The sequence below is a fragment of the Micromonospora sp. USAFONa4 genome (assembly GCF_057197825.1).
Map to the genome: position 1 here is coordinate 4,285,420 of NZ_CM170072.1, position 21,021 is coordinate 4,306,440.

Consider the following 21,021-nt stretch of genomic DNA (forward strand, 5'->3'; position numbering starts at 1 on the left):
AGGGTCTTCCGCTCCTAGCGGTCACGAGGACCGCCGGTGGGTTAATGGGTGCGTGACAGTCCTAGCGATCATCGTCGGTGGCGGCATCGGCGCCACCCTGCGGTACGTCCTGGGGCTTCAATTCGCCCCGCCCACGCCGCCGGACTTCCCCTGGGTCACCTTCATGATCAACATGGTGGGGGCCTTCGCCCTCGGCGCCGTCATGACGCTGCTCGCGGCGCACCGGCTGCCGGGGCCCTGGGGCAAGCCGTTCCTGTCGACGGGTCTCCTCGGCGGCTTCACGACCTGGTCGCACTTCATCGTCGAGGCCGATCAGCTGATCGGGGCACGGCGCACCGGGGTGGGCATCAGCTACCTCGTCGCGAGCATCGTCGTCGGCGTGATCGCCGCCGCGCTCGGCGCGCGCCTGGCGGAAGCGCGGGTGGGTCGTCCGACGGGCAGGCACGCCTGATGTGGGTGGGCATCGGAGTCTTCCTGGCCGGTGGTCTCGGGGCGCTCAGCCGCGCCGGCGTCGACGCGCTGGTCAAGCCCTGGTGGGCGCGGCGGGCGAGCGGGTCCAGCAAGGCCTTCCCGGCGAGCACCTTCCTGATCAACGTCTCGGGCGCCTTCGTGCTCGGCATCGTCACCGGCTACGCCGTGAGGAACGTCGGGGCCGGGGCCCAGGACTTCGCCGCGATCGTCGGGGTCGGCTTCCTCGGCGCCTACACCACCTTCTCCACGGAGGAGTGGCACACGCTGGGACTGCTGCGCAAGAACGCCGCCGTCGAGGCCTTCAACGTGCTCGGCAGCCTCTGCGCGAGCCTCGTCCTGGCCGCACTCGGCCTGTGGCTCGGCGGCCAGCTCTAGGAGTGCCCGATCGGCGCAGCCGGCGACGATCTGCGTGTCCTGCGCGGCGCGCCCTTTGACGGTACTTCGCATTGCGCAGTAGTGTGCAATGCGTGGACACCACACAGCTGTTGAAGGGCGTGCTGGGCCTCGCGGTCCTCGCCGTGCTCCGGGAGGAGGACGGCTACGGCTACGACATCCTGCGCCGGCTGCGCGACGCCGGGTTGGAGGAGGTCGGCGACGCCTCGGTCTACGGCACGCTGCGCCGGCTCTACGCCGCCGGCCTGCTGACCACCTACGTCGTGCCGAGCGAATCCGGCCCGCACCGCAAGTACTACTCACTCAACGCCGCCGGCCGGGACCAGCTCACCCGCTCCGGCAAGCTCTGGCGCTCGTTCGCCACCACCATGGAAGCACTGCTCGACGATCGGGGGATGGCGGCATGACCGTCACTGAGCAGGAGATCGCGGACTACGCCGCACGGGTCCGGGCCGCGCTGGCCGACCTGCCGCCGGCGCACCGCGACGAGTTGACCGAGGACCTGCCGGAGCACCTCGCCGAGGTCGCCGCCGAGGCCGGCGGCTCGCTCGTCGACCGGCTCGGCGAGCCCGAGGCGTACGCGGCCGAACTGCGCGCCGCCGCCGGGGTCGGCGCCACCACCGGCGGCCGGCGCCGCAGCCGTCGCGTCGGCGTCGCCGTGGACCGGCTCCGCGCGCGGGCGCAGCGCTGGGACGTCCAACTCGGACCACCGCTCGGGTACGCCTCGGCCAGCGAGTTCCTCCGGCTGCTCCGGCCGGCGTGGTGGGTGCTGCGGGGCTACCTGGCCGCCATGCTCGTCACGGTGGTCACGACCGGCGACACGTTCGGTGTGCTGCCCGAGCTCAACGGCAGCCTGCTGGCCGGCCTGGTGCTGCTCGCCGGCAGCGTGCTCGCCTCGATCTGGCTCGGCCACCACACGCCGGGCCTGACCCGGCCCAAGCGGCGGGTGCTGCACGTCGGCACGGCGGTGCTGGTGATCTTCGGGCTGGTCGGCCTGGCGGACATGAACGACCGGGTCGGCAGCGGCGACCTCGACTACGAGCAGATCTCGATCGACGGCCGGTACGACCACATCCGCGACGTCTTCGTCTACGACAGCGAGGGGCGGCTCGTGGAGAACGCCCGGCTCTTCGACCAGAACGGCGACCCGATCCGGCTCGGTCGTCCGATGTGCCCGAACCCGCCGGACCTGAACCTGGCCAACGCGCTGCTGCGCCCGTACCCGTACTGCCCGGAGTGGGCGCCGTTCGGGCCCCGGCCGAGCGCCAGCACGCCGCCCCTGCTGAACCCGCCGGGGCTGCCCGTGCCCGCCCCTTCGGAGGCCGCGCCCGCGCCGAGCGGCAATCCGACCCCGACGCCCACGCCGACAGGCACCTCGACCCCCGCGCCCGCATCGACGGGCATGCCGACCGGCACCCCCGCGCCGAGCCGGACGTGAACAGGATCATGGAGTGAAGCTGGGAAATAGCTGAACGGATGAGTCCAGCGGGGCAACGGCTGTCGGTCCCGGTCGCTACGGTGTCGTCTGCTCACTCACCCCCCGGAAGGAAAACGCGTGTCAGAGCAGGTCGCACCGCCCCCCGCGCCGGACGCCGCCCAGCCCCCGTCGGCCGTCCAGGCGCCGCCCCCGGCGGAGCCCCAAGCCGAGAAGTCCGGTTCCAAGAAGGTGCTCGGCATCGTGGGCGCGATCGTCGTGTTCCTGGTCGTCGCGGGCCTCAAGTTCGGCATCGGCTCGGCGATCGGCAACTTCTTCAACAAGGACGAGACCGCTGAGGCCAAGGTCGGCGACTGCATCGCCGAGCTGCCCGAGGTGACCGGCACCAAGGAGGAGAAGGTCGACGGCGCGAAGGTCGTCGAGTGCACCTCCACCGACGCCGTCTACAACGTGGTCGGCCGCGTCGACGGGCAGACCCAGGCGCAGGCCCGCTCCGGCGAGGCGTGCGGGCAGTACATCAAGGAGGGCCAGGAGGGCTACGTCTACTACAGCATCGAGCCGGGCAAGACCGGCTACCTGCTGTGCCTGACGAAGAAGGCCTGATCCCCCGGCACGACAGGACCGCCGACGGCGGCGCGGACATCGTCCGCGCCGCCGTCGGCGTCCGTGGGTGGGGCGCCGACAGGAGGTGTATGCCACTGTTCCGGCGTCTTCCCCGGGGCGCTCACGGCGTGGCAGGCTACCGACACGTAGCAACACTGTGCGACCAGCCAACGATGACTGACCGCTAGGAGGACGGCCGATGGGCGAGATGGTGAGCTACCGCGGCAACGGGGGGACGGGCGAGGGGTATCTCGCGATACCCTCCGGCGGTGCGACCAGCCCTGCGGTCATCGTCATCCAGGACTGGTGGGGCCTGGTGCCGCACGTCCGGGCGGTCGTGGACCGCTTCGCCGAGGCCGGTTTCGTCGCCCTCGCCCCGGACTTCCGGCACGGCGGCCCGGCCAGCAAACCGAGTGAGCCCCGCCAGATGCTGAACAGCCAGCAGATGGACGAGGCGGCGGCGGACATCGCCGGCGCGGCCGACTACCTCGCCGGCCGGCCCGAGGTCGCCGGCAAGGTGGGCTGTGCGGGCTTCTGCGCCGGGGCGAGCCTGGCCCTCTGGGCGGCGACCCGGTCCGAGCGGATCGTCGCCACCACCGCCTTCTACCCCCGGCTGCCGTGGGACGGGATGCGCCCCGAGTGGCCCGACTACGCGGGCAAGGCGGCGCTCATCCACTGCTCCGAAGAGGACGGCACCTCCGCCGCCGACGGCGTACGCACCGTCCGCCGCGCCGTCGAGACCTCCGGCGGCACCTGCCAGGTCCACGACTACCCCGGCACCTCGCACGCCTTCTTCAACGAGGACCGGCCGGAGAACTTCGACCAGCGCGCCGCCGCAACCGCCTGGGCCCGCACCCTCGAACTCTTCCGGGCCAAGCTTGGCTGAGCCCCGTACGCCCGACGAGGTGGTCGCCCGCGCCGCGCGGGCGACCGACCTGGCCGACCTCGACGCCGCCGTCAGCGACTGCTTCGCCTGCCCGCGGCTGGTGCGGTGGCGCGAGGAGGTGGCCCGCGTCCGCCGGGCGGCCTTCCGGGACCAGGAATACTGGGGCCGGCCGGTGCCCGGCTTCGGCGCCCCCGACGCGCGCATCGCCATCCTCGGCCTGGCGCCCGCCGCGCACGGCGGCAACCGCACGGGCCGCATCTTCACCGGCGACCGGTCCGGCGACGTCCTGTTCGCCGCGTTGCACCGGGCCGGGCTGGCCAACCAGCCGACCAGCGTCGCCGCCGACGACGGGCTCACCGTGCGCGACCTGCGGATCTTCTCCGCCGTGCGCTGCGCCCCGCCGGACAACAAGCCCACTCCCGAGGAGCGGGACACGTGCGCGCCGTGGCTGCACCGCGAGGTGGCGCTGATCCGGCCCACCCTGCGCGTCGTGGTCGCGCTGGGAGCGTTCGCCTGGGCCTCGTGGTGGCCGGTGCTGCGCCAGGTGTACGGTCTGCGCCCGCCCAGCCCGCGACCGGCCTTCGGCCATGGGGCACACTGGTCCGGCACGGGCGCACCGGCGCTGCTCGGCTGCTACCACGTCAGCCAGCAGAACACCTTCACCGGGCGGCTGACACCAGGGATGCTGGACGATGTGTTCGCCCGGGCGAAGCAACTGGCCGGGGCGGACTGAGACGCGGGGGCGGTGGCGATGACGGACGGAACGCGTCGAGTCGTGGGACACGCCCCGGCGATCCGGAGGTAGCCCCCGATGGAAATCAGCGTCCTGCGCAGGTGGTGGCCGGTCGCGGCGGTGGTGCTCCTGCTGGCCGTCGCCGCGTTCTCGTCCGCCCACTCGTCGATCGGCGCCAGCCGGATCCCGCCCGCCGCCGACAACATCCCGTACGTGCCGGAGTATCCGAGCGGCGAGCCGGTCGAGTCGATCCCCGTCGAACCGCGGGACGCCGGCCAGGCCACCCAGGCGTCGATCCCGCAGTGGATCGCCACCGTCGCCATCGTACTTCTCGGGCTGGCGATCCTCGTCGTCTTCGGCTATCTCACCTGGACGTTGGTCCGGGGCGCGATACGCCGCACCACCAGGGCGCTGCCGGCCCAGCGGTCCCGGCGGACGCCCGAGGGCACCGCCCGCGAGGTGGCCGCCGCCCTCGACGCCGGCCTGGAGGAGTTGGACGACCGCGACACCGATCCGCGTACGGCGGTGATCGCCTGCTGGGTGCGCCTGGAGCAGGCCGCCGCCGGGGCCGGCGTGCCCCGGCTGGCCGGCGACACCCCCACCGACCTGGTCACCCGGCTGTTGCGGGGCGACCCGTCGGTGGGCGTCCCGGCCATCGCCAGCGCCGACGTGCTGGCCGAGTTCGCCCACGTCTACCGCGAGGCCCGCTACGCGACCCGTGAGGTCGACGAGCGCACCCGCGACCAGGCCCGGGCGGCGCTGCGCCGGCTGCGCGGCGAGTTGACCGTCGCGGTCGCCGACGACACGGAGGTGCCGGCGTGACCGGGGCACCCACAGGCGTGACCGGGGTGCGGCCGGCGCCCGCCCGACGTGGCGAGGTGACGCCGTGAGCAGCACCAGCATCGACGACCTGCTCAGCGTCGAGGACGAGCGGCCGGCACGCGCCGAGCCCCGACGGGGCGGGCGGGTCGGCCGGGTGCTGCGTCCCCTGGCCGGCGTCGCGGCCGTCGTGATCGTGCTGGTCGCCGGCCTGCGCCTGGTGGGCCTGCGGGTCTCGCTGCCGATCCTCGTGGCCGGGGTGGTCGCGCTGTTCGTGGTGCGTCGCGTCGTCGCCGCCCTCGCGCCCCCGCCCCCGCCCCGCGGCGGCGGCCGGGCCCCTGTCGCCGACGACGACGGCACCTGGAACTGGGGCGCCAGGGACGCGCTGCGCACCGCGATCAACGGCTGGGAACTGCCGCTGGACTGGTCGGCCAGCCGGCCCGAACGCTTCACCACCGTGATCCTGCCCCGGCTCGGGGAGCTGGCCGACGAGCGGCTGAGCCAGCGGCACGGCGTGACCCGCGAGTCGGATCCGGCCCGGGCCCGGGTGCTGCTGGGTGACCAGCTGTGGAAGTTCCTGGAGACCCCGCCTCGCCGCACCCCGTCGCCGCGCAACCTCGCGGCGATCGTCGCCGAACTGGAGAGACTGTGATGAACGACGTGGACCGCAGCATGCCCGCCGCCGAGGTCGGCCCCCTCGCCCGGTCGGTGCTGGAGGCGGTCGGTCAGGTCGTCGTCGGCAAGCGGGACGCGCTGGAGCTGGTGCTCGCCGGCATCCTGGCCGGCGGCCACGTGCTGCTGGAGGATCTGCCGGGCCTCGGCAAGACGCTGACCGCGCGGTCCTTCGCCCAGGCGCTCGGGCTGGACTTCCGCCGGCTCCAGTTCACCCCCGACCTGCTGCCCGCCGACGTGACCGGCTCGTTCCTGTACGACCAGCGCAGCGGCGACTTCTCGTTCCGGGCCGGGCCGGTCTTCACCAACCTGCTGCTCGCCGACGAGATCAACCGGACCCCGCCGAAGACCCAGTCGGCCCTGCTGGAGGCGATGCAGGAGAAGCAGGTCTCGGTGGAGGGCGTGACGTACAAGCTGGACGAGCCGTTCCACGTGCTCGCCACCGCCAACCCCATCGAGTACGAGGGCACGTACCCGCTGCCGGAGGCGCAGCTCGACCGGTTCCTGCTCCGGGTCTCCTTCGGCTACCCCGAGGCCGAGGAGGAGTGGGAGGTGCTGCGCCGGCGGATGGCCCGCCGCCGCGAGGAGGCGGACATCAAGCCGGTGGTCGACGCGGCGACCCTGCGCGCCATGCAGGCCGCGCTGGAGGACGTGGTCGTGGAGGACTCCGTCGGCCGCTACATCGTCGCGCTGACCGCCGCCACCCGGGAACACCCGTCGGTGCTGGTGGGCGCCTCGCCGCGTGGCTCGCTGGCGCTGCTGCTGCTGTCCCGCGTACGGGCCGTGATGGCCGGTCGCGACTACGTCGTCCCGGAGGACGTCAAGGAGGTCGCGGCACCCGCCCTGGCACACCGGATCACGTTGCGCCCCGAGATGTGGTTGCGTCGTGTCGACCCGTCCTTCGTGGTCGGCGAGGTGCTGGAGGCGACCCCGGCGCCCGCCAGCGGTGCGCTGCCCAGCTACGCCGCCGGCCCCGGGCACTGATGGTCGCGTCCGCCGTGTCGCCCCGGGTCGAGCCGCCGCCACCGGGGCCGGGGCCCGCGACCGGCTGGGTGCCCACGTGGGCGCTCGGCCGGGCGGTGCTCCTCACCGGGCTGCTGCTGATCGCGGGGGTGCTGCTCGGCCGGGTGGATCTGATCGTGCTGGCCGCCCCGTTCGCGCTGGGCACCGCGTACGCGCTGCGCCGCCGGCCGACCGCCCTGCCGCAGATCTGGGTCTCCGCCGACGAGGGGCACCTGGTCGAGGGCGGCGAGCTGACCGGCACGGTCACCGTCGGCAACCCGGACCTCATCGACTACGACGTGGCGGTGGTGCGCAGCCGGGTCTCGCCGTGGCTGCGGGTGCAGCGGGTGACGATCGCCGGGGCGACCACCGCGTCCGGGGCAAGCTCGCCCGTCGCCCCGTCCGTCGCCGACCGGCCGTTCGTGACCGCCGTCCCGACGGCGGCGGCCGTGGACCTGGAGCTGACCGGCACGGCGCTGCGCTGGGGCCGGCACCCCATCGGCCCGGCGGGCGCCCGGGCGGCCGCCGCGCAGGGACTGCTGGTCTCCCGGGCCGTGATCGCCGAGCCGTCCCGGTTGCGGGTCTACCCGAGGACCGAGCCGTTCGACGCGGTCGAGGCGATGCCCCGGGCCGCCGGCCTGGTCGGCGCGCACCACTCGCGCCGGCCCGGCGAGGGCGGCGAACTGGCCGGCGTACGGGTCTTCGCCCCGGGCGACCGGCTGCGCCGGATCGACTGGCGGGTCTCGCTGCGCGCCCGGCAACTGCACGTGGCGGCCACCCTCTCCGACCGCGACGCCGAGGTGGTGGTGCTGCTCGACGTGCTCGCCGAGGCGGGCCGCTCGGGTGGGGTGTCCGGAGCCGCCTCCGTGCTGGACACCACCGTCCGGGCCGCCGCCGCGATCGCCGAGCACTACCTGCACCGTGGCGACCGGGTGTCGATGCTCGAGTACGGCCCGTCCGCCCGCCGGCTGCGCCCGGCCACCGGCCGCCGGCAGTACCTGACGGTCCTGGAGTGGCTGCTGGAGGTGCGGGCGGAGCACTCCCCGCACGAGCCGTACGACCAGGTGTTCGGGCCGCAGTTGTTGTCGGCGGACGCGCTGGTGGTGGTCCTCACCCCGCTGCTCGACGAACGGTCGGCGCAGATGCTGGCCCGGCTGACCCGCTCCGGGCGGTTCGTGGTCGCGGTGGACACCCTGCCGGCGGACCTCACCCCGCCGAAGGACCGGGGCTGGGCCGAGGTGGCGTACCGGCTGTGGCGGCTGGACCGGGACACCATGATCGGGCAGCTGCGCGAGCACGGCGTGCCGGTGGTGCGGTGGGCCGGCGCGGGCAGCCTCGACGAGGTGCTGCGGGACGTGGCCCGCCTGGCGACCGCCCCGAGGGTGGCCCGGTGAGCGCGAGGAACGTAGCGCAGCGGAGTCCCGCAGTCGCGAACGAAAGGCGGGCCCGGTGAGCGCGAGGAACGTAGCGCAGCGGAGTCCCGCAGTCGCGAACGAAAGGGTAGCCCCGTGAGCGCCGTGACCGAGCGGGTCCGGGCCGCGCGGTACGCCGCCGCCCGGATCAGCCTGACGCCGCTGCTGGTGCGCGCCGGCATCTTCCTCACCGTGCTGGTCGGCCTGCTGCTGGCGTACCCGTCGCAGATGCTGCTCGGACGGCCGCTGCTCGCCCTCGTGGCGGTGGCGGTCCTGCCGGCGGTCGGGCCGCGCCGGGTCTGGCCGACCTTCGCGGCGCTGGTCACGGTCGGCGGCTGGCTGGTCGCCACCGACGGGTACGGCCGGCCGATCGCCCTCTGGCGGCTGCTCGCCGTGGCGGCGGTGCTCTACCTCACCCACACCCTCTGCGCGCTGGCCGCCGTGCTGCCGTACGACGCGGTGGTCGATCCGAACCTGATCGTGCGGTGGCTGGCCCGGGCCGGCGCGGTGCTGCTGGCCACCTTCGTCCTCGGTGTCCTGCTGGTCGAGGTCGGCAGGCTCGGTGGTGACGCCGGACACCAGGCGGCGACGGTGGTCGGTCTGCTCGTGGCGGTGGCGGTGGCGGCGTTGCTGGGGTGGCTGCTGCGCCGCAGGTGACAGCCCCTTGCGAGGGAAGTCATGCAGGTCACAGGGGTTGTGCTCCGTCACAGAGAAGGGGCGCGAGCGGGATTAGCCGGGCCGCGCGGGGAAAGATAGATGACGTGAACCCGAAGCGGATCCTTGTGGTGGGTGCCGGGCACGTCGGTCTCTACGCGGCACTGCGCCTGTCGAAGAAGCTCAGCTCCCGTGAGGCCGAGGTCGTCGTGGTGGACCCTCAGCCCCACATGACCTACCAGCCGTTCCTGCCCGAGGCGGCGGCCGGCAACATCTCGCCCCGGCACTCCGTGGTGCCGCTGCGGCGGGAGTTGCGCCGGTGCAAGGTGGTGGCGGGCGCGGTGACCCGGATCGACCACCACCGCAAGACCGCCGTGGTGCAGCCCATCAGCGGCCCCACCCGGGAGATCCCGTACGACCACGTGGTCGTCGCCCCGGGTTCGGTCTCCCGGACGCTGCCGATCCCCGGCCTGCACGAGCACGGCATCGGCTTCAAGACCATCGGCGAGGCCATCTACCTGCGCAACCACGTGCTGGACCGGCTCGACGTGGCCGCCGCCACGCCGGACCCGGCCGTCCGCCGGTCGGCGCTGACCTTCACCTTCGTCGGCGGCGGCTACGCCGGCATCGAGGCGCTCGCCGAGATGGAGGACATGGCCCGGGACGCCCTGAAGTACTACCCGGAGCTCAAGCCGGAGGACATGCGCTGGGTGCTGGTCGAGGCGACCCAGCGGGTGCTGCCCGAGGTCGACCGGGACATGGGCGCCTACACGGTGCAGCAGCTGCTCAAGCGGAACATGGACATCCGGCTCGACACCCGCCTGGAGTCCTGCCTCGACGGGGTGGTGAAGCTCTCCGACGGCGACAGCTTCCGCTCCGACACCATCGTCTGGACGGCCGGCGTGAAGCCGTCGCCGATGCTGGACGCGACGGACTTCCCCCGCGACGAGCGGCGGCGGGTCACCTGCCTGCCGACCCTCCAGGTGGTCGACGGCGACCGGGTGGTCGACGGCGCCTGGAGCGCCGGTGACTGCGCGGCCGTGCCGGACCTGACCAAGGAGCCCGGCAACTACTGCTCGCCGAGCGCCCAGCACGCGGTCCGCCAGGCCGCCCGGATGGCCGACAACATCGTCAACGTCGTCCGTGGCCGGGAGCCGGTGGAGTACAAGCACAAGCACGCCGGCAGCGTCGCCAGCCTCGGCCTGCACAAGGGCGTGGCCCAGGTGTACGGGATCAAGATGACCGGCTGGCCGGCGTGGTTCATGCACCGGACATACCACATGAGCCGGATCCCGTCGTTGAACCGCAAGGTCCGGGTCGTGGTCGACTGGTCGCTGGCGTTCTTCCTCAAGCGTGAGGTGGTCGCCCTGGGCCAGCTGCACGACCCGCGCGAGGAGTTCGCCGAGGCGTCCCAGCCGGTCGGCGCCGGCCGCGCCTGACGGACCCGACCCGCAGTCTGGTGTAAGGAGAGGCCCCTTCCTATCTCGTATTCGATAGGAAGGGGCCTCTCCTCACACGTCAGACGCGCCAGGTCCAGGCGTCGGCGATCCGGGTGGCGGGGCCGTAGAGCTGCTCCAGGGTGCCGCGAAGGCTGTCGGCGTGCGGGGTGCCGTCGGCCAGCGCCACGCAGGAGGCGCCCCAGAACTCCGCGTCCTCTGCGGCCTGCCGGCGCTGTTCGTCCCCGATGACGGGTTGCCCGCCGCGCCTGCCGACCTCGGCCAGCAGGGCCGACGTGGGCTGCGCGTAGGTGCCCATCGCCGCCGTGCCGCCGCGACCGTACGGGCCGATGAAGAAGCCCTCCGGCATGCCGAACGCCGCGTCGGCGGCGGTCGCCCAGCGCATCGGCCACGGTTGCTTGGGCGTGGCGAGCGGCACCGGCACCAGCACCCCGCCCGGCTCGACGCACTGGCGCCAGTGCCCGCCGGTGACGAACTCGGGCAGCGGCGGGCGCTCGGCGGTGGGCAGCGGGGTCGGCAGCAGCGGCAGCAGCGCCACGCCGACCGCCGCCGGCACGAGCCGGCGTACCCGGCCGGTGCCGCGCAGCGCCCGGTCGACCGCCAGCACCAGCAGCGTGGCGATGAGCGGGAGCACCGCGAGGGCGAAGCGCATCGGCAGCGCGCCGTCCACCACGGGCAGGCCCGAGAGCAGGGCGTACGGGCCCGGGACGGCGGTGCGTTCGCCGTCGACGACCACCCGGGGGCCGAGCGACAGCGCCCCCGTCACGAGCGTGCCGACCACGCACGCGACGACCAGCGGGCGACGGCCCAGCCAGAGCGCGCAGGCGGCGGCGACCAGCAGCAGGGGCAGCCCGAGGAAGGTGTTGTACTCGGCCGGCCCGGTGGTCAGCCGGGCAGCCCCGTCGCCGCCCGCGATCGACAGCGGCGAGACGGTCCACCAGCTGCGCAGGTCCGCCGAGAAGTAGTGCGGGCTGAACATGCCGTCCGAGACGCCCTGTGGGCCGGCGAACTGGAACCACAGCGGCCAGGCCAGTACGACCAGGGCCAGCCCGGCGGCGAGCATCATCCCGGCGGCGAAGCCGGGCAGGGCGCGGCGGGCCAGGTTCCGGTCCGCCGCCGCGTAGGTGACCGCCATCACCAGCAGCGTGACCGCGCAGAGGAAGAGCACCTCCTCGCCGACGAAGACCTGCGCGGTGACCGCCGCCGCCAGGCCGACGGCCGAACTGACCACCCGCCGGCGGTCCGGCCCGTCGGCGGTGCCCGCCGGGTCGGCGGCCCGCAGCATGCGGACCACCAGCCAGACGATCACCGGCACGAGCCACTGCGCGGTCATGTGCAGGTGGCTGTTGGTCTGCGAGACCATCCCCGGGCCGAACCCGCAGAGCGCCGCCCCGAGCGCGGCGGCGAGCCGGTGGGCACGCAGGACCCGGGTGAAGAGCAGGTACCAGGCGATCGCGGTGCCGGCCAGGTTCGCCATGGCCAGCAGGGCGAAGGTCACCGGCGCGCCGAACGACAGGGTCACCGGGGCGAGGAGCACGCCGAGCGCGATGACCGTGGTGTTGGTCATCAGGTTGACCCCGTCCGGCGCGTTGAGCCGCCCGGTGAGCAGGTCGAAGTCGCCGAGCAGCGCCCGCGAGTCGACGGCGAGGAACCACTCGTAGAGGGCCTGGTCCTCCGGGTTGAGCGCCAGGACCCGGGCCGCCGGGTCGGGCCAGAGCCCGTGGGTGAGCCAGCCGGCCAGCGCCACGAAGAGCAGCACGACGGTGACGTCCGCCCGGCGACGGTGGACGGCGGTCAGCAGGCGCGCCGCCCGAAGCCGGCGGGACGGCCGGTCGACGGCGAGGACAGCCTGGTCAGGGACGGCGTCGGGGGCCGTGGGGGCTGCGCTGCTCACGGTCTCGACCCTAGTGCGACCCACCTGCCGGGGTACGCCGGGTCGCCGCCGACCCGCTACCGTGACACTGCACCGCGCGTGTCGACCCGCGCGGTGTCACCCGCCCGGGTGGTGGAACGGCAGACACGGCCGCCTTAAAAGCGGCTGCCGCAAGGCGTGCGGGTTCGACCCCCGCCCCGGGCACGCCGCACTCTCAGCTTCCGCTCAGCTTGGCGATCTCCACGGGACTGCCCTGGGCGTTTACTCTTGGGGGTGCACGTTCACGTGCAACGACCCCCTGAGGGAGGCCTGACAGTGAAGACTTCGAACCCGGTGCTCGCCCGGCTCGGCCAGGCGGCCGAGCGGGAGCGCTCCGCCGGGTACGCCCCGACCGGGCCGTACGGACAGCCCGGCTATCCCCAGCAGTACCCGACGGAGGCCGGCTACCCGGCGGCCCCGCCGACCGTCAACACCATGTCGATCGACGACGTGGTGGTCAAGACCGTCACGCTCCTCGGCATCCTCGGCGTCTCCGCCGCGGCTGCCTGGGTGCTGGTGCCCGACGCGCTGCTCGGCGCGGCCTGGATCGGCGCGGCGGTGGTCGGCCTGGTCCTCGGCCTGATCATCTCGTTCTCCCGGATGGCGAACCCGGCGCTGGTCGTCGCGTACGCCGTCGTCGAGGGCGTCTTCGTCGGCATGGTCAGCAAGTTCTTCAACTCGCTCTACGACGGCATCGTGGTCCAGGCGGTGACCGCCACGTTCGGTGTCTTCTTCGTGATGGCCATGCTCTACAAGGCGAAGGTCATCCGGGCCACCCCGAAGTTCGTCAAGGGCATGATCGCCGTGATGGCGGGTCTCTTCGCCGTCATGCTGATCAACCTCGTGTTCGCGCTCTTCGGCGTGAACACCGGCCTGCGCGACGGCAGCCCGCTGGCGATCGGGTTCAGCCTGGTCTGCATCGTGGTCGCCTCGCTGAGCTTCGTGCTCAGCTTCAAGGAGGTTGAGGACGGCGTCCGGATGGGGCTGCCCCAGCGCTACTCCTGGGTCGCCGCCTTCGGCATCCTGGTCAGCCTGGTCTGGCTCTACATCGAGATCCTGCGCCTGCTGAGCTACTTCCAAGGCGACGACTGACCGTCGCCCGCGACCGACGGCGCCCGCCCCCGCATCCGCGAGGGCGGGCGCCGTCGTCTCTCTCCCCCCTCCTCCCCCCCGGCCCCCCACCCCTCGCGCCCCACCCCTCGCGCCTCGCGCGTTGATCATGACGTTGGCGGCGAAGTTGATCGCGATTCCGGCCGCTAACCCCATGATCAACGAGGCCTGGGGGTGGGGGGAGGGGTAGGGGTGCGGGAGGGTGGGGTCCGTAGCATCGGCGGGGTGAGTGCGGGGGAATTGGGGCGGGCGGTGGAGTTGCTGGTGCGCCAGGTGGGGCACTGGCAGCAACCTCGTTGGGCGGCCACGGCCGCCGGTGGCAACGTGTCCCGGGCCGACCTGATCCACCGTCTGGTGCAGGAGATCGCCAACCTGGTCGCCGACGTGGAGGGCGGGCCCCGCCGGGCGGTGCCCCGGCTCGACAACGACCTGGTGCTGCCCGACCAGCTTCGGGTGGTGGCCGCCGACCTCGCCGCCGCCGCCCCGTCGCCGGAGGTGCTGGCGCGGGCCGCCGCCGAGGTGACGGCGACCCGCGAAACCCTCTAGCGCGACTGGCCCCGGACCGGTGCTCAGCTCAGGCGCTCGACGACCATGGCCATGCCCTGGCCGCCGCCCACGCACATGGTCTCCAGGCCGATCGTCTTGTCGTGCCAGTCCAGGGCGTTGAGCAGGGTGCCGGTGATCCGGGCGCCGGTCATGCCGAACGGGTGCCCGACGGCGATCGCGCCACCCATCACGTTCAGCTTCTCGAGCGGGATGCCGAGCTGGCGGTACGAGGGGATCACCTGCGCGGCGAACGCCTCGTTGATCTCCACGAGGTCGACGTCGTCGATGGTCATCCCGGCCCGCCTGAGCGCCTGCCGGGTGGCCTCGACCGGACCGAGGCCCATGACCTCCGGCGAGAGGGCGGTCACTCCGGTGGAGACGATCCGGGCCAACGGCGTGATGCCGAGGTCCCTGGCCCGCTGGGCGCTCATGATCACCACGGCGGCGGCGCCGTCGTTCAGCGGGCAGCAGTTGCCGGCGGTGATGCGGCCGTCCGGGCGGAAGACCGGCTTCAGCCCGGAGACGCCCTCCAGGGTGACCCCGGCGCGCGGGCCGTCGTCGGTGCCGACCACCGTGCCGTCCGGCGTGGTGACCGGGGTGATCTCCCGGGCCCAGAAGCCGTCGGCGATGGCCTTCTCGGCGAGGTTCTGGCTGCGTACGCCGAACTCGTCCATGTCGGCGCGGGTGACGTCGTACACCTGGGCCAGATTCTCGGCGGTCTGCCCCATGGTCAGGTAGATGTCCGGCAGCTCGCCGGCCTCGCGCGGGTCGGTCCAGACCGGGGCCCCGCCCTGCGCGCGGGCCTTGGAACGCTCGGCCGCGGCGGCGAAGCGCGGGTTCTCCCAGCCGCCGCCGACCAGCGCCTGCGCCTCCTTCGGCAGCCCGTCGGAGTTGCCGCGGGCGTACCGGGAGACGGTCTCCACGCCAGCGGAGACGAACACGTCGCCCTCGCCGGCCCGGATCGCGTGCATCGCCATCCGGGTGGTCTGCAGCGACGACGCGCAGTAGCGGGTGAGCGTCGCGCCGGGCAGGGTGTCCAGGCCCATCAGGGTGGCGACCACGCGGGCCATGTTGAAGCCCTGCTCGCCGCCGGGCAGACCACACCCCAGGTAGAGGTCGTCGATCTCGGTCTGGTCGAGCTGGGGGACCTTGTCCAGGGCGGCCCGCACGATGGTCGCGGCGAGGTCGTCCGGGCGGACGTCGCGCAGGGACCCCTTGTGCGCCCGGCCGATGGGGGAGCGGGCGGTGGCGACGATGACGGCGTCGCGGGACGACTCAGTCGGCATGAACCAACGTTAACCCGTCGGTAACTTCGGGCGGAAGCTGCCCGCCGGCCGGGAAATGTCACGCCCGGCGGGACAGCGGGGGCGGCCGGCGGGTCACTGCCGGCGGGACAGCGGGGACGGCCGGCGGTCAGTGCCGGGAGTCGGCCACGATGCCCGGCCCGGGCGGTGGGTGGACCAGCGCCGGCAAGCGGGCACCGCGTCCGGGCGGGGGCGGCCGGCGGGTCACTGCCGGGAGGCGACCGCCGCGGCGGCGGCGACGGCCGGCAGCAGGGCGTGCGCCCAGACCCGGTAGCCGTCTGCGGAGGGGTGGTAGCCGTCGTGGCACAGCGTCCCGGCGTCGGCCCGGAACACGGCGCCGGTCTCGGTGGCCAGGTCGACCACCGTGCCGCCGGCGTCGAGCACCGCCGCCGCCTGGGCGCGGGCCACCCGCCGCCCCGACCAGCCGACCACGTTGCGCAGCGGCGGCGCGATGGCGCGTACGGCGCCCAGGTCGGGGCACGTGCCGACGACCACCTCCACCCGGGCCTCGCGGAGCCGGTGCACGGCCGCCCCGAGGTAGGCGGCGGCCTCCACCGGACGACGCAGGGTGGTGGCGTCGTTCGCCCCGATCAGGATCACCGCCACGTCGGGGCGCTCGCCGAGCAGCGCCCGGGCCACCTGGGTGGCCAGGTCGGTCGAGCGTGAGCCGGAGACGCCGACGCTGGACAGGTGCACCCGGCGACCGCTCGGGCCCTCGGCGAGCAGGTTGGCCAGCTGCCCGCCGATGGTCTCGTCGAGGCGGCCGACCCCGACGCCGAGGGCGGACGAGTCGCCGAGCAGCACCAGGCGCAGCGGCGGCGCGTCGGCCCGCCCGACCGTGGCGCGCAGGGCGAGCGCCAGTTCCGGCTGGGCGTACCGGCGGTGCCGGGCGGCAAAGGCCTGACCGGCGAGGACGGCGGCGCCGCCGACCGTGCCGGCGATGAGGCTGAGCGTCGCCGCCCGGCCCAGTCGATTGGCGAGCCCCGAGGGGATGAAGCGCTCGCTCATGCCAGTCCCTCCAGTGTGGGTGAGTCGGCGGCGGGGCTGGGCTGCGGCGCCGCGCCGACACCGAAGAAGGCCCGTCGGCGCAGTTGCGCCCACCGGCCGGCGGGGCCGCGCTCGCGCCCCCTGACCCGGGTGCCGCTGACCTCGGTGCCCGCGTGGCGGGCCGCCTCCTGGGCGGCCTGCGGCAGCGAGCGCACGCCCTCGTCCCGGACGAGGGTCGGGCGGCGTTCCTGCCCCGCGCCGAGCGCGGACAGCACGGTCGGCAGGAGGGCGGCGGCGGCCATCGCGTAGCCCTCCGCCGAGGGGTGGAAACGGTCCCAGGCGAACATCCGGGTCGGCTCCGCCGTGAACCGGGGACCGAGCAGGTCGCCGAGGGAGACCGTCCAGCCACCGGCCTCGACCACGGCCACCGTCTGGGCGGCGGCGAGCTGCCGGCTCCAGTGCCGGGCCAGCCACCGCAGCGGCGGCTGGATCGGCCGGATCGCGCCCAGGTCGGGGCAGGTGCCGACGACCACCTCGCAGCCGGCCGCGCGCAGCGTGCGGACCGCGTCGACCAGGTAGCGCACCGCAAGGGCGAACGGTGCGCGGTTGGTCACGTCGTTGCCGCCGATCAGGATCACCGCGACGTCGGGCTGGCACTCCAGCGCCGCCTCCACCTGGTGGCGCAGCACCGCCGAGATGGCGCCCACCACGGCGAAGCGGTGCAGCCGGACGGGGCGTTGCAGGCGGCGGGACAGCCCGGTGGCGAGCAGGGCGCCGGGCGTCTCCCGGCGGCGGTGCACGCCGTAGCCGGCGGCCGACGAGTCGCCGAGCACGACGACGGTGACGGGCGGGCCGGGCAGCTTCGCGCCGTAGACGCCGTCGCAGCGCGGCGGGGGCGCCTCGGCCATCGGGATCGTGCGGCGGGCCTGCCGGGCCTGCCCGAGGAGCACGCCGCCGGTCGCCACCACGGCCGCGGCGGTGGCGCCCGTGCCGATCGCCGCGAGGCGGGCGACCTGCCGTGCGCGCTGCCAGCGCGGACCAACCGGGACGACGGAACCAGCGACCCCCATACAGCGACATTATCGCGCCGGCACGACACACCGCTGTCGTCGTGTCGGCTCGCGGGTGCCTGGAAGGCGACGGTCCTGGGTACCTGTACGGGTGACCGGGGGACGGTTGCGCGGGCACGCCACCCTGGCACGTGGAGAGGGGCCGAACATGGGGAAGACATTGAAGCGCACCGCGGCGTTCAGCGCGCTGGCCCGGGCACTCGCGGCCGGGTCACGGGGCGGGCCGTCGCTCGGGGCGCGGCTGGGCGCGTTGCCGCGGATGATCCGGGCCACCACCCGGGGGGAGTACGACGGCGGCCTGCGGCTGGCACTGATGACCGCGGCGACGGCGTACATCGTCTCGCCGGTCGACCTGCTTCCCGAGATCCCGCTGGCGATCTTCGGGCTGGCCGACGACGCGGTCATGGTGACCTGGCTGGCCGGCAGCGTGCTGGCCGAGACCGAGCGGTTCCTGGAGTGGGAGGCCCGGCGCAGCTCGGTGATCCCCGGGCACGTGGCGTCCTGAACCCACGTACCCTGGGGCGTCGAGAAGACGTCTGCCCGGCCGCCGCCGGCGGCGCCGGAGGAGAAGGGCACAACGAGGTGCGGTACTACGACAACGTCGTCGAGCTGATCGGCAACACCCCGCTGGTACGGCTGCGCAACGTCACGGCCGGGATCCAGGCCACCGTGCTGGCGAAGGTGGAGTACCTCAACCCGGGCGGCTCGGTGAAGGACCGGATCGCGCTGCGGATGGTGGAGGACGCCGAGAAGGCGGGCATCCTCCAGCCGGGCGGCACGATCGTCGAGCCGACCAGCGGAAACACCGGCGTCGGGCTGGCGCTGGTGGCGCAACTGCGGGGCTACAGGTGCGTCTTCGTCTGCCCCGACAAGGTCAGCCAGGACAAGCAGGACGTGCTGCGCGCGTACGGCGCGGAGGTGGTGGTCTGCCCGACCGCCGTCGCGCCGGAGGACCCGCGCTCCTACTACAACGTGTCCGACCGGCTGGCCCGGGAGATCCCCGGCGCGTGGAAGCCCAACCAGTACAGCAACCCGGCCAACCCGCGCTCGCACTACGAGACCACCGGCCCCGAGCTGTGGGAGCAGACCGGGGGCGAGCTCACCCACTTCGTGGCGGGCGTCGGCACCGGCGGCACGATCTCCGGCATCGGGCGCTACCTGAAGGAGGCGTCGGAGGGGCGGGTCAAGGTCGTCGGCGCCGACCCGGAGGGTTCCGTCTACTCCGGCGGCACCGGCCGGCCGTACCTGGTCGAGGGCGTCGGCGAGGACTTCTGGCCGGAGACGTACGACCGGGGCGTCGCCGACGAGATCATCGAGGTCTCCGACAAGGCGTCCTTCGAGATGACCCGGCGGTTGGCGCGCGAGGAGGGGCTGCTGGTCGGCGGTTCCTGCGGGATGGCCGTCGTGGCCGCTCTGGAGGTGGCCCGCAAGGCCGGCCCGGACGACGTGGTCGTGGTGCTGCTGCCCGACAGCGGCAAGGGCTACCTGTCCAAGATCTTCAACGACACCTGGATGGCCCGGTACGGCTTCCTGGACAACTCGGGCACCGAGCCGACGGTCGCCGACGCGCTCGCCGGCAAGCCGGGCGGCCTGCCCGAGCTGGTGCACGTGCACCCGACCGAGACGGTCCGCGACGCGATCGACTACATGCGCGAGTACGGCGTCTCGCAGCTTCCGGTGCTCAAGGCCGAGCCGCCGGTGGTGACCGGCGAGGTGGCCGGCTCGATCGCCGAGAAGGATCTGCTCGACGCGCTCTTCACCGGCCAGGCGCACCTGCACGACACCATCGAGCGGCACATGGCCGAGCCGCTGCCGATGATCGGCGGCGGGCAGCCGGTGAGCGAGGCGGTCGGCCTGCTGGAGAAGTCCGACGCCGCCTTGGTGCTGGTCGACGGCAAGCCGAAGGGCGTCCTCACCCGGCAGGACCTGCTGGCCCACCTCGGCGCGCGCTGACGTGTAAGGAAGGGCCCCTTGTCGACGCACCGCGTTGACAAGGGGCCCTTCCTTACACCTGGCGGGTGTAGCGGAGCTGGGGGGTGAGCATCCCACCGATGTGTTCGTCGCGTTCGGTACCGGTGGGGGTCCAGCCGCCGCGCTCGTAGAAGCGCCGGGCGTGCGCGTTGTCCCGCAGCACCCAGAGCACCGCGCGGGACCAGCCGCGGGCGCGCATGGCGTCCAGGGCATCGACCATCAGGGTGCGCCCGGTGCCCCGGCCGCGTTCGGCGGGTTCGAGGTGGATGGCGTTGAGCAGGCCGGTCACCGGGTCGCCCTCGTCGTCCGGGCCGAGATAGCTGAAGCCGACCAGCCGGCCGGCGCGCTCGGCCACCGTCATCCGGTGCTCGTCCCGCTCCCACGTCCACCGCTCGGTCCAGTACGCGCCCATCGCCTCGGGCGTCGGGTCGGCCAGTGCCTGCGTCGGCAGGAAGGACGCGTAGGCGGCGACCCGGGAACGCTGGTGCAGCGCGCCCACCGCCATCAGGTCGTCGACGGTGGCGGGGCGCAGGGTGACCGTCACCCGGCCGAGGCTACCCGCCGGGGCGGGACCTGCACGGTCGTCAGGTCCTCGGCGATCACGAGGTCGCCGTCGAAGTGCGCGCGGGCCTCGTCGGCGAAGCGGGCCGGGTCGGCGTACCGCTGGGAGAAGTGGGTGAGCACGAGCCGGCGTACGCCCGACTCGGCCGCCACCCGCGCGGCCTGGCCCGCCGTGAGGTGGCCGACCTCGGCGGCCAGCGCGGCCTCCGAGTCGAGGAACGTCGACTCGATGACCAGCAGGTCGGCGTGCTCGGCGAGGGCGTACACCCCGTCGCAGAGGCCGGTGTCCATGACGAAGGCGAACCGCTGCCCGGGCCGGGGCACGCTCACCTCCTCGCGGGTGACGCGGCGCCCGTCGACGTCGAGGTGGCCGACGCGGCTCAGCTCCCCGACCGCCGGCCCGGCGATGCCGTACGCGGCCAGCCGCTCCGGCAGCATCCGGCAGCCGTCCGGCTCGACCAGCCGGTAGCCGTACGTCTCGATCGGGTGCCGCAGCCGGCGGGCCTCCAGCGTGCCGACGCCCAGGGCGATCCGCTGCCCGTCGGCCTCGACGGGCTCGACGCGCAGCTCGGCGGTCTCGTGGAAGCTGGCGGCGTGCCGCAGCCGCGCGAAGTATTCCGCGCCGCCGGCCGGGAAGTGCACCGCCACCGGGTGCGGCACCCGGTCGAGGGAGAGCCGCTGGATGGTGCCGGGCAGGCCGAGGCAGTGGTCGCCGTGGAAGTGGGTGACGCAGATCCGGGTCAGGTCGGTGGCGGTGACCGTGGTGTGCAGGAGCTGCCGCTGGCTGCCCTCGCCCGGGTCGAAGAGGATCACCTCGCCGTCCCAGCGCAGCACGTAGCCGTTGTGGTTGCGCTGCCGGGTGGGGGCCTGGCTGGCCGTGCCGAGCACCACCAGCTCGCGCATCGACACGGTGACCTCCGGCTGCGTAGGCCATCCGGCCTGCGGAAAGGGTCGACCCCCGGGGCTTCCGTGCTCGCGCACGGGCCGGCTGGACTGGGCCGGCACCCCGGGGGTCGGGTGGCT

22 protein-coding genes, 1 tRNA gene and 1 pseudogene are annotated in these 21,021 nt (G+C 73.9%); 18 read left to right on the forward strand and 6 right to left on the reverse strand.

What is annotated here, in order from left to right; genetic code table 11:
- The first annotated feature begins 52 nt into the window (after positions 1–52).
- The 13 genes from crcB (at position 53) to AC0OO9_RS19120 (ending at position 10,519) form a co-directional block, all read left to right on the forward strand.
- A complete protein-coding gene (gene crcB, locus AC0OO9_RS19060) occupies positions 53–451 on the forward strand; it encodes a fluoride efflux transporter CrcB (protein WP_484511374.1) in 399 nt (132 codons plus the stop codon).
- The gene (locus AC0OO9_RS19065) at positions 451–846 is read left to right on the forward strand and encodes a fluoride efflux transporter FluC (RefSeq protein WP_484511375.1); all 396 of its coding nucleotides are present in this window, start codon (positions 451–453) and stop codon (positions 844–846) included. Before crcB ends, AC0OO9_RS19065 begins: the two co-directional genes overlap by 1 nt.
- 92 nt (positions 847–938) lie before the next feature.
- Positions 939–1,271: a PadR family transcriptional regulator gene (locus AC0OO9_RS19070; RefSeq protein WP_484511376.1), complete on the forward strand. Its 333-nt coding sequence runs from the start codon at positions 939–941 to the stop codon at positions 1,269–1,271.
- Positions 1,268–2,302, forward strand: a complete 1,035-nt coding sequence (locus tag AC0OO9_RS19075; RefSeq protein ID WP_484511377.1) for an HAAS signaling domain-containing protein — start codon at positions 1,268–1,270, stop codon at positions 2,300–2,302. The genes AC0OO9_RS19070 and AC0OO9_RS19075 overlap by 4 nt, the downstream gene beginning before the upstream one ends.
- A gap of 117 nt (positions 2,303–2,419) precedes the next feature.
- Positions 2,420–2,902, forward strand: a complete 483-nt coding sequence (locus tag AC0OO9_RS19080; RefSeq protein WP_484511378.1) for an LppU/SCO3897 family protein — start codon at positions 2,420–2,422, stop codon at positions 2,900–2,902.
- A 199-nt stretch (positions 2,903–3,101) separates the two neighbouring features.
- The gene (locus AC0OO9_RS19085) at positions 3,102–3,788 is read left to right on the forward strand and encodes a dienelactone hydrolase family protein (RefSeq protein WP_484511379.1); all 687 of its coding nucleotides are present in this window, start codon (positions 3,102–3,104) and stop codon (positions 3,786–3,788) included.
- A gap of 19 nt (positions 3,789–3,807) precedes the next feature.
- Positions 3,808–4,521, forward strand: coding sequence for a uracil-DNA glycosylase (locus tag AC0OO9_RS19090; RefSeq protein ID WP_484517986.1), 714 nt, complete (start codon positions 3,808–3,810; stop codon positions 4,519–4,521).
- 78 nt (positions 4,522–4,599) lie between these two features.
- The gene (locus AC0OO9_RS19095) at positions 4,600–5,343 is read left to right on the forward strand and encodes a DUF4129 domain-containing protein (protein WP_484511380.1); all 744 of its coding nucleotides are present in this window, start codon (positions 4,600–4,602) and stop codon (positions 5,341–5,343) included.
- 64 nt (positions 5,344–5,407) lie between these two features.
- The gene (locus AC0OO9_RS19100; protein WP_484511381.1) at positions 5,408–5,992 is read left to right on the forward strand and encodes a hypothetical protein; all 585 of its coding nucleotides are present in this window, start codon (positions 5,408–5,410) and stop codon (positions 5,990–5,992) included.
- Positions 5,992–6,996: an AAA family ATPase gene (locus AC0OO9_RS19105; protein WP_484511382.1), complete on the forward strand. Its 1,005-nt coding sequence runs from the start codon at positions 5,992–5,994 to the stop codon at positions 6,994–6,996. The genes AC0OO9_RS19100 and AC0OO9_RS19105 overlap by 1 nt, the downstream gene beginning before the upstream one ends.
- On the forward strand, positions 6,996–8,408 hold the full coding sequence (locus tag AC0OO9_RS19110) for a DUF58 domain-containing protein (RefSeq protein WP_484511383.1): 1,413 nt from the start codon (positions 6,996–6,998) through the stop codon (positions 8,406–8,408). Before AC0OO9_RS19105 ends, AC0OO9_RS19110 begins: the two co-directional genes overlap by 1 nt.
- A 114-nt stretch (positions 8,409–8,522) precedes the next feature.
- Positions 8,523–9,083, forward strand: a complete 561-nt coding sequence (locus AC0OO9_RS19115) for a hypothetical protein (RefSeq protein WP_484511384.1) — start codon at positions 8,523–8,525, stop codon at positions 9,081–9,083.
- Between the two features lie 104 nt (positions 9,084–9,187).
- Positions 9,188–10,519 (forward strand): NAD(P)/FAD-dependent oxidoreductase, encoded by a 1,332-nt coding sequence (locus AC0OO9_RS19120; protein ID WP_311414764.1) that lies wholly within the window; start codon positions 9,188–9,190, stop codon positions 10,517–10,519.
- Positions 10,520–10,598: 79 nt separating this feature from the next.
- Here AC0OO9_RS19120 and AC0OO9_RS19125 read toward each other — a convergent pair whose 3' ends face one another.
- Complete coding sequence (locus AC0OO9_RS19125) at positions 10,599–12,431, reverse strand: hypothetical protein (protein WP_484511385.1); 1,833 nt, start codon at positions 12,429–12,431, stop codon at positions 10,599–10,601.
- Positions 12,432–12,533: 102 nt separating this feature from the next.
- Between AC0OO9_RS19125 and AC0OO9_RS19130 the strand changes: the two genes are divergently transcribed.
- The 3 genes from AC0OO9_RS19130 to AC0OO9_RS19140 all read left to right on the forward strand — a co-directional run bounded on the left by AC0OO9_RS19130 (position 12,534) and on the right by AC0OO9_RS19140 (position 14,105).
- Positions 12,534–12,614: transfer RNA gene (locus tag AC0OO9_RS19130), tRNA-Leu, on the forward strand.
- A 111-nt stretch (positions 12,615–12,725) separates the two neighbouring features.
- Complete coding sequence (locus tag AC0OO9_RS19135) at positions 12,726–13,541, forward strand: Bax inhibitor-1/YccA family protein (RefSeq protein ID WP_121396533.1); 816 nt, start codon at positions 12,726–12,728, stop codon at positions 13,539–13,541.
- Positions 13,542–13,784: 243 nt separating this feature from the next.
- Complete coding sequence (locus tag AC0OO9_RS19140) at positions 13,785–14,105, forward strand: hypothetical protein (RefSeq protein ID WP_484511386.1); 321 nt, start codon at positions 13,785–13,787, stop codon at positions 14,103–14,105.
- 23 nt (positions 14,106–14,128) lie between these two features.
- On the opposite strand, the gene AC0OO9_RS19145 is transcribed toward AC0OO9_RS19140, so the two are convergent.
- The 3 genes and pseudogenes from AC0OO9_RS19145 to AC0OO9_RS19155 form a co-directional block, all read right to left on the reverse strand.
- A complete protein-coding gene (locus tag AC0OO9_RS19145) occupies positions 14,129–15,391 on the reverse strand; it encodes an acetyl-CoA C-acetyltransferase (protein WP_484511387.1) in 1,263 nt (420 codons plus the stop codon).
- Between the two features lie 222 nt (positions 15,392–15,613).
- Positions 15,614–16,417, reverse strand: a complete 804-nt coding sequence (locus tag AC0OO9_RS19150; protein ID WP_132233462.1) for an SGNH/GDSL hydrolase family protein — start codon at positions 16,415–16,417, stop codon at positions 15,614–15,616.
- A pseudogene (locus AC0OO9_RS19155) lies at positions 16,406–17,466 on the reverse strand (SGNH/GDSL hydrolase family protein); the annotation flags it as partial. The pseudogene AC0OO9_RS19155 and the gene AC0OO9_RS19150, both read right to left, overlap by 12 nt.
- Before the next feature lie 148 nt (positions 17,467–17,614).
- On the opposite strand from AC0OO9_RS19155, the gene AC0OO9_RS19160 reads away from it, so the two are divergent.
- Positions 17,615–17,971 (forward strand): YkvA family protein, encoded by a 357-nt coding sequence (locus AC0OO9_RS19160; protein ID WP_101414212.1) that lies wholly within the window; start codon positions 17,615–17,617, stop codon positions 17,969–17,971.
- Between the two features lie 77 nt (positions 17,972–18,048).
- Positions 18,049–19,419: a cystathionine beta-synthase gene (locus AC0OO9_RS19165; RefSeq protein ID WP_132233468.1), complete on the forward strand. Its 1,371-nt coding sequence runs from the start codon at positions 18,049–18,051 to the stop codon at positions 19,417–19,419.
- 52 nt (positions 19,420–19,471) lie between these two features.
- On the opposite strand, the gene AC0OO9_RS19170 is transcribed toward AC0OO9_RS19165, so the two are convergent.
- Positions 19,472–19,981, reverse strand: a complete 510-nt coding sequence (locus AC0OO9_RS19170) for a GNAT family N-acetyltransferase (RefSeq protein WP_484511388.1) — start codon at positions 19,979–19,981, stop codon at positions 19,472–19,474.
- Positions 19,978–20,907 carry a ribonuclease Z gene (locus AC0OO9_RS19175; protein ID WP_484511389.1) on the reverse strand — a complete coding sequence of 310 codons (930 nt, stop codon included), beginning with the start codon at positions 20,905–20,907 and terminating at the stop codon, positions 19,978–19,980. The genes AC0OO9_RS19170 and AC0OO9_RS19175 overlap by 4 nt, the downstream gene beginning before the upstream one ends.
- Positions 20,908–21,021 lie beyond the last annotated feature (114 nt).

Excerpts from the sequence above, each read along its gene's own strand:
- AC0OO9_RS19145 (WP_484511387.1), bottom strand. The coding sequence starts at position 15,391 with ATGCCGACTGAGTCGTCCCGCGACGCCGTCATCGTCGCCACCGCCCGC.
- AC0OO9_RS19150 (WP_132233462.1), bottom strand. The coding sequence starts at position 16,417 with ATGAGCGAGCGCTTCATCCCCTCGGGGCTCGCCAATCGACTGGGCCGG.
- AC0OO9_RS19075 (WP_484511377.1), top strand. The coding sequence starts at position 1,268 with ATGACCGTCACTGAGCAGGAGATCGCGGACTACGCCGCACGGGTCCGG.
- AC0OO9_RS19065 (WP_484511375.1), top strand. The coding sequence starts at position 451 with ATGTGGGTGGGCATCGGAGTCTTCCTGGCCGGTGGTCTCGGGGCGCTC.
- AC0OO9_RS19095 (WP_484511380.1), top strand. The coding sequence starts at position 4,600 with ATGGAAATCAGCGTCCTGCGCAGGTGGTGGCCGGTCGCGGCGGTGGTG.
- AC0OO9_RS19085 (WP_484511379.1), top strand. The coding sequence starts at position 3,102 with ATGGGCGAGATGGTGAGCTACCGCGGCAACGGGGGGACGGGCGAGGGG.
- AC0OO9_RS19110 (WP_484511383.1), top strand. The coding sequence starts at position 6,996 with ATGGTCGCGTCCGCCGTGTCGCCCCGGGTCGAGCCGCCGCCACCGGGG.
- AC0OO9_RS19160 (WP_101414212.1), top strand. The coding sequence starts at position 17,615 with ATGGGGAAGACATTGAAGCGCACCGCGGCGTTCAGCGCGCTGGCCCGG.
- AC0OO9_RS19105 (WP_484511382.1), top strand. The coding sequence starts at position 5,992 with ATGAACGACGTGGACCGCAGCATGCCCGCCGCCGAGGTCGGCCCCCTC.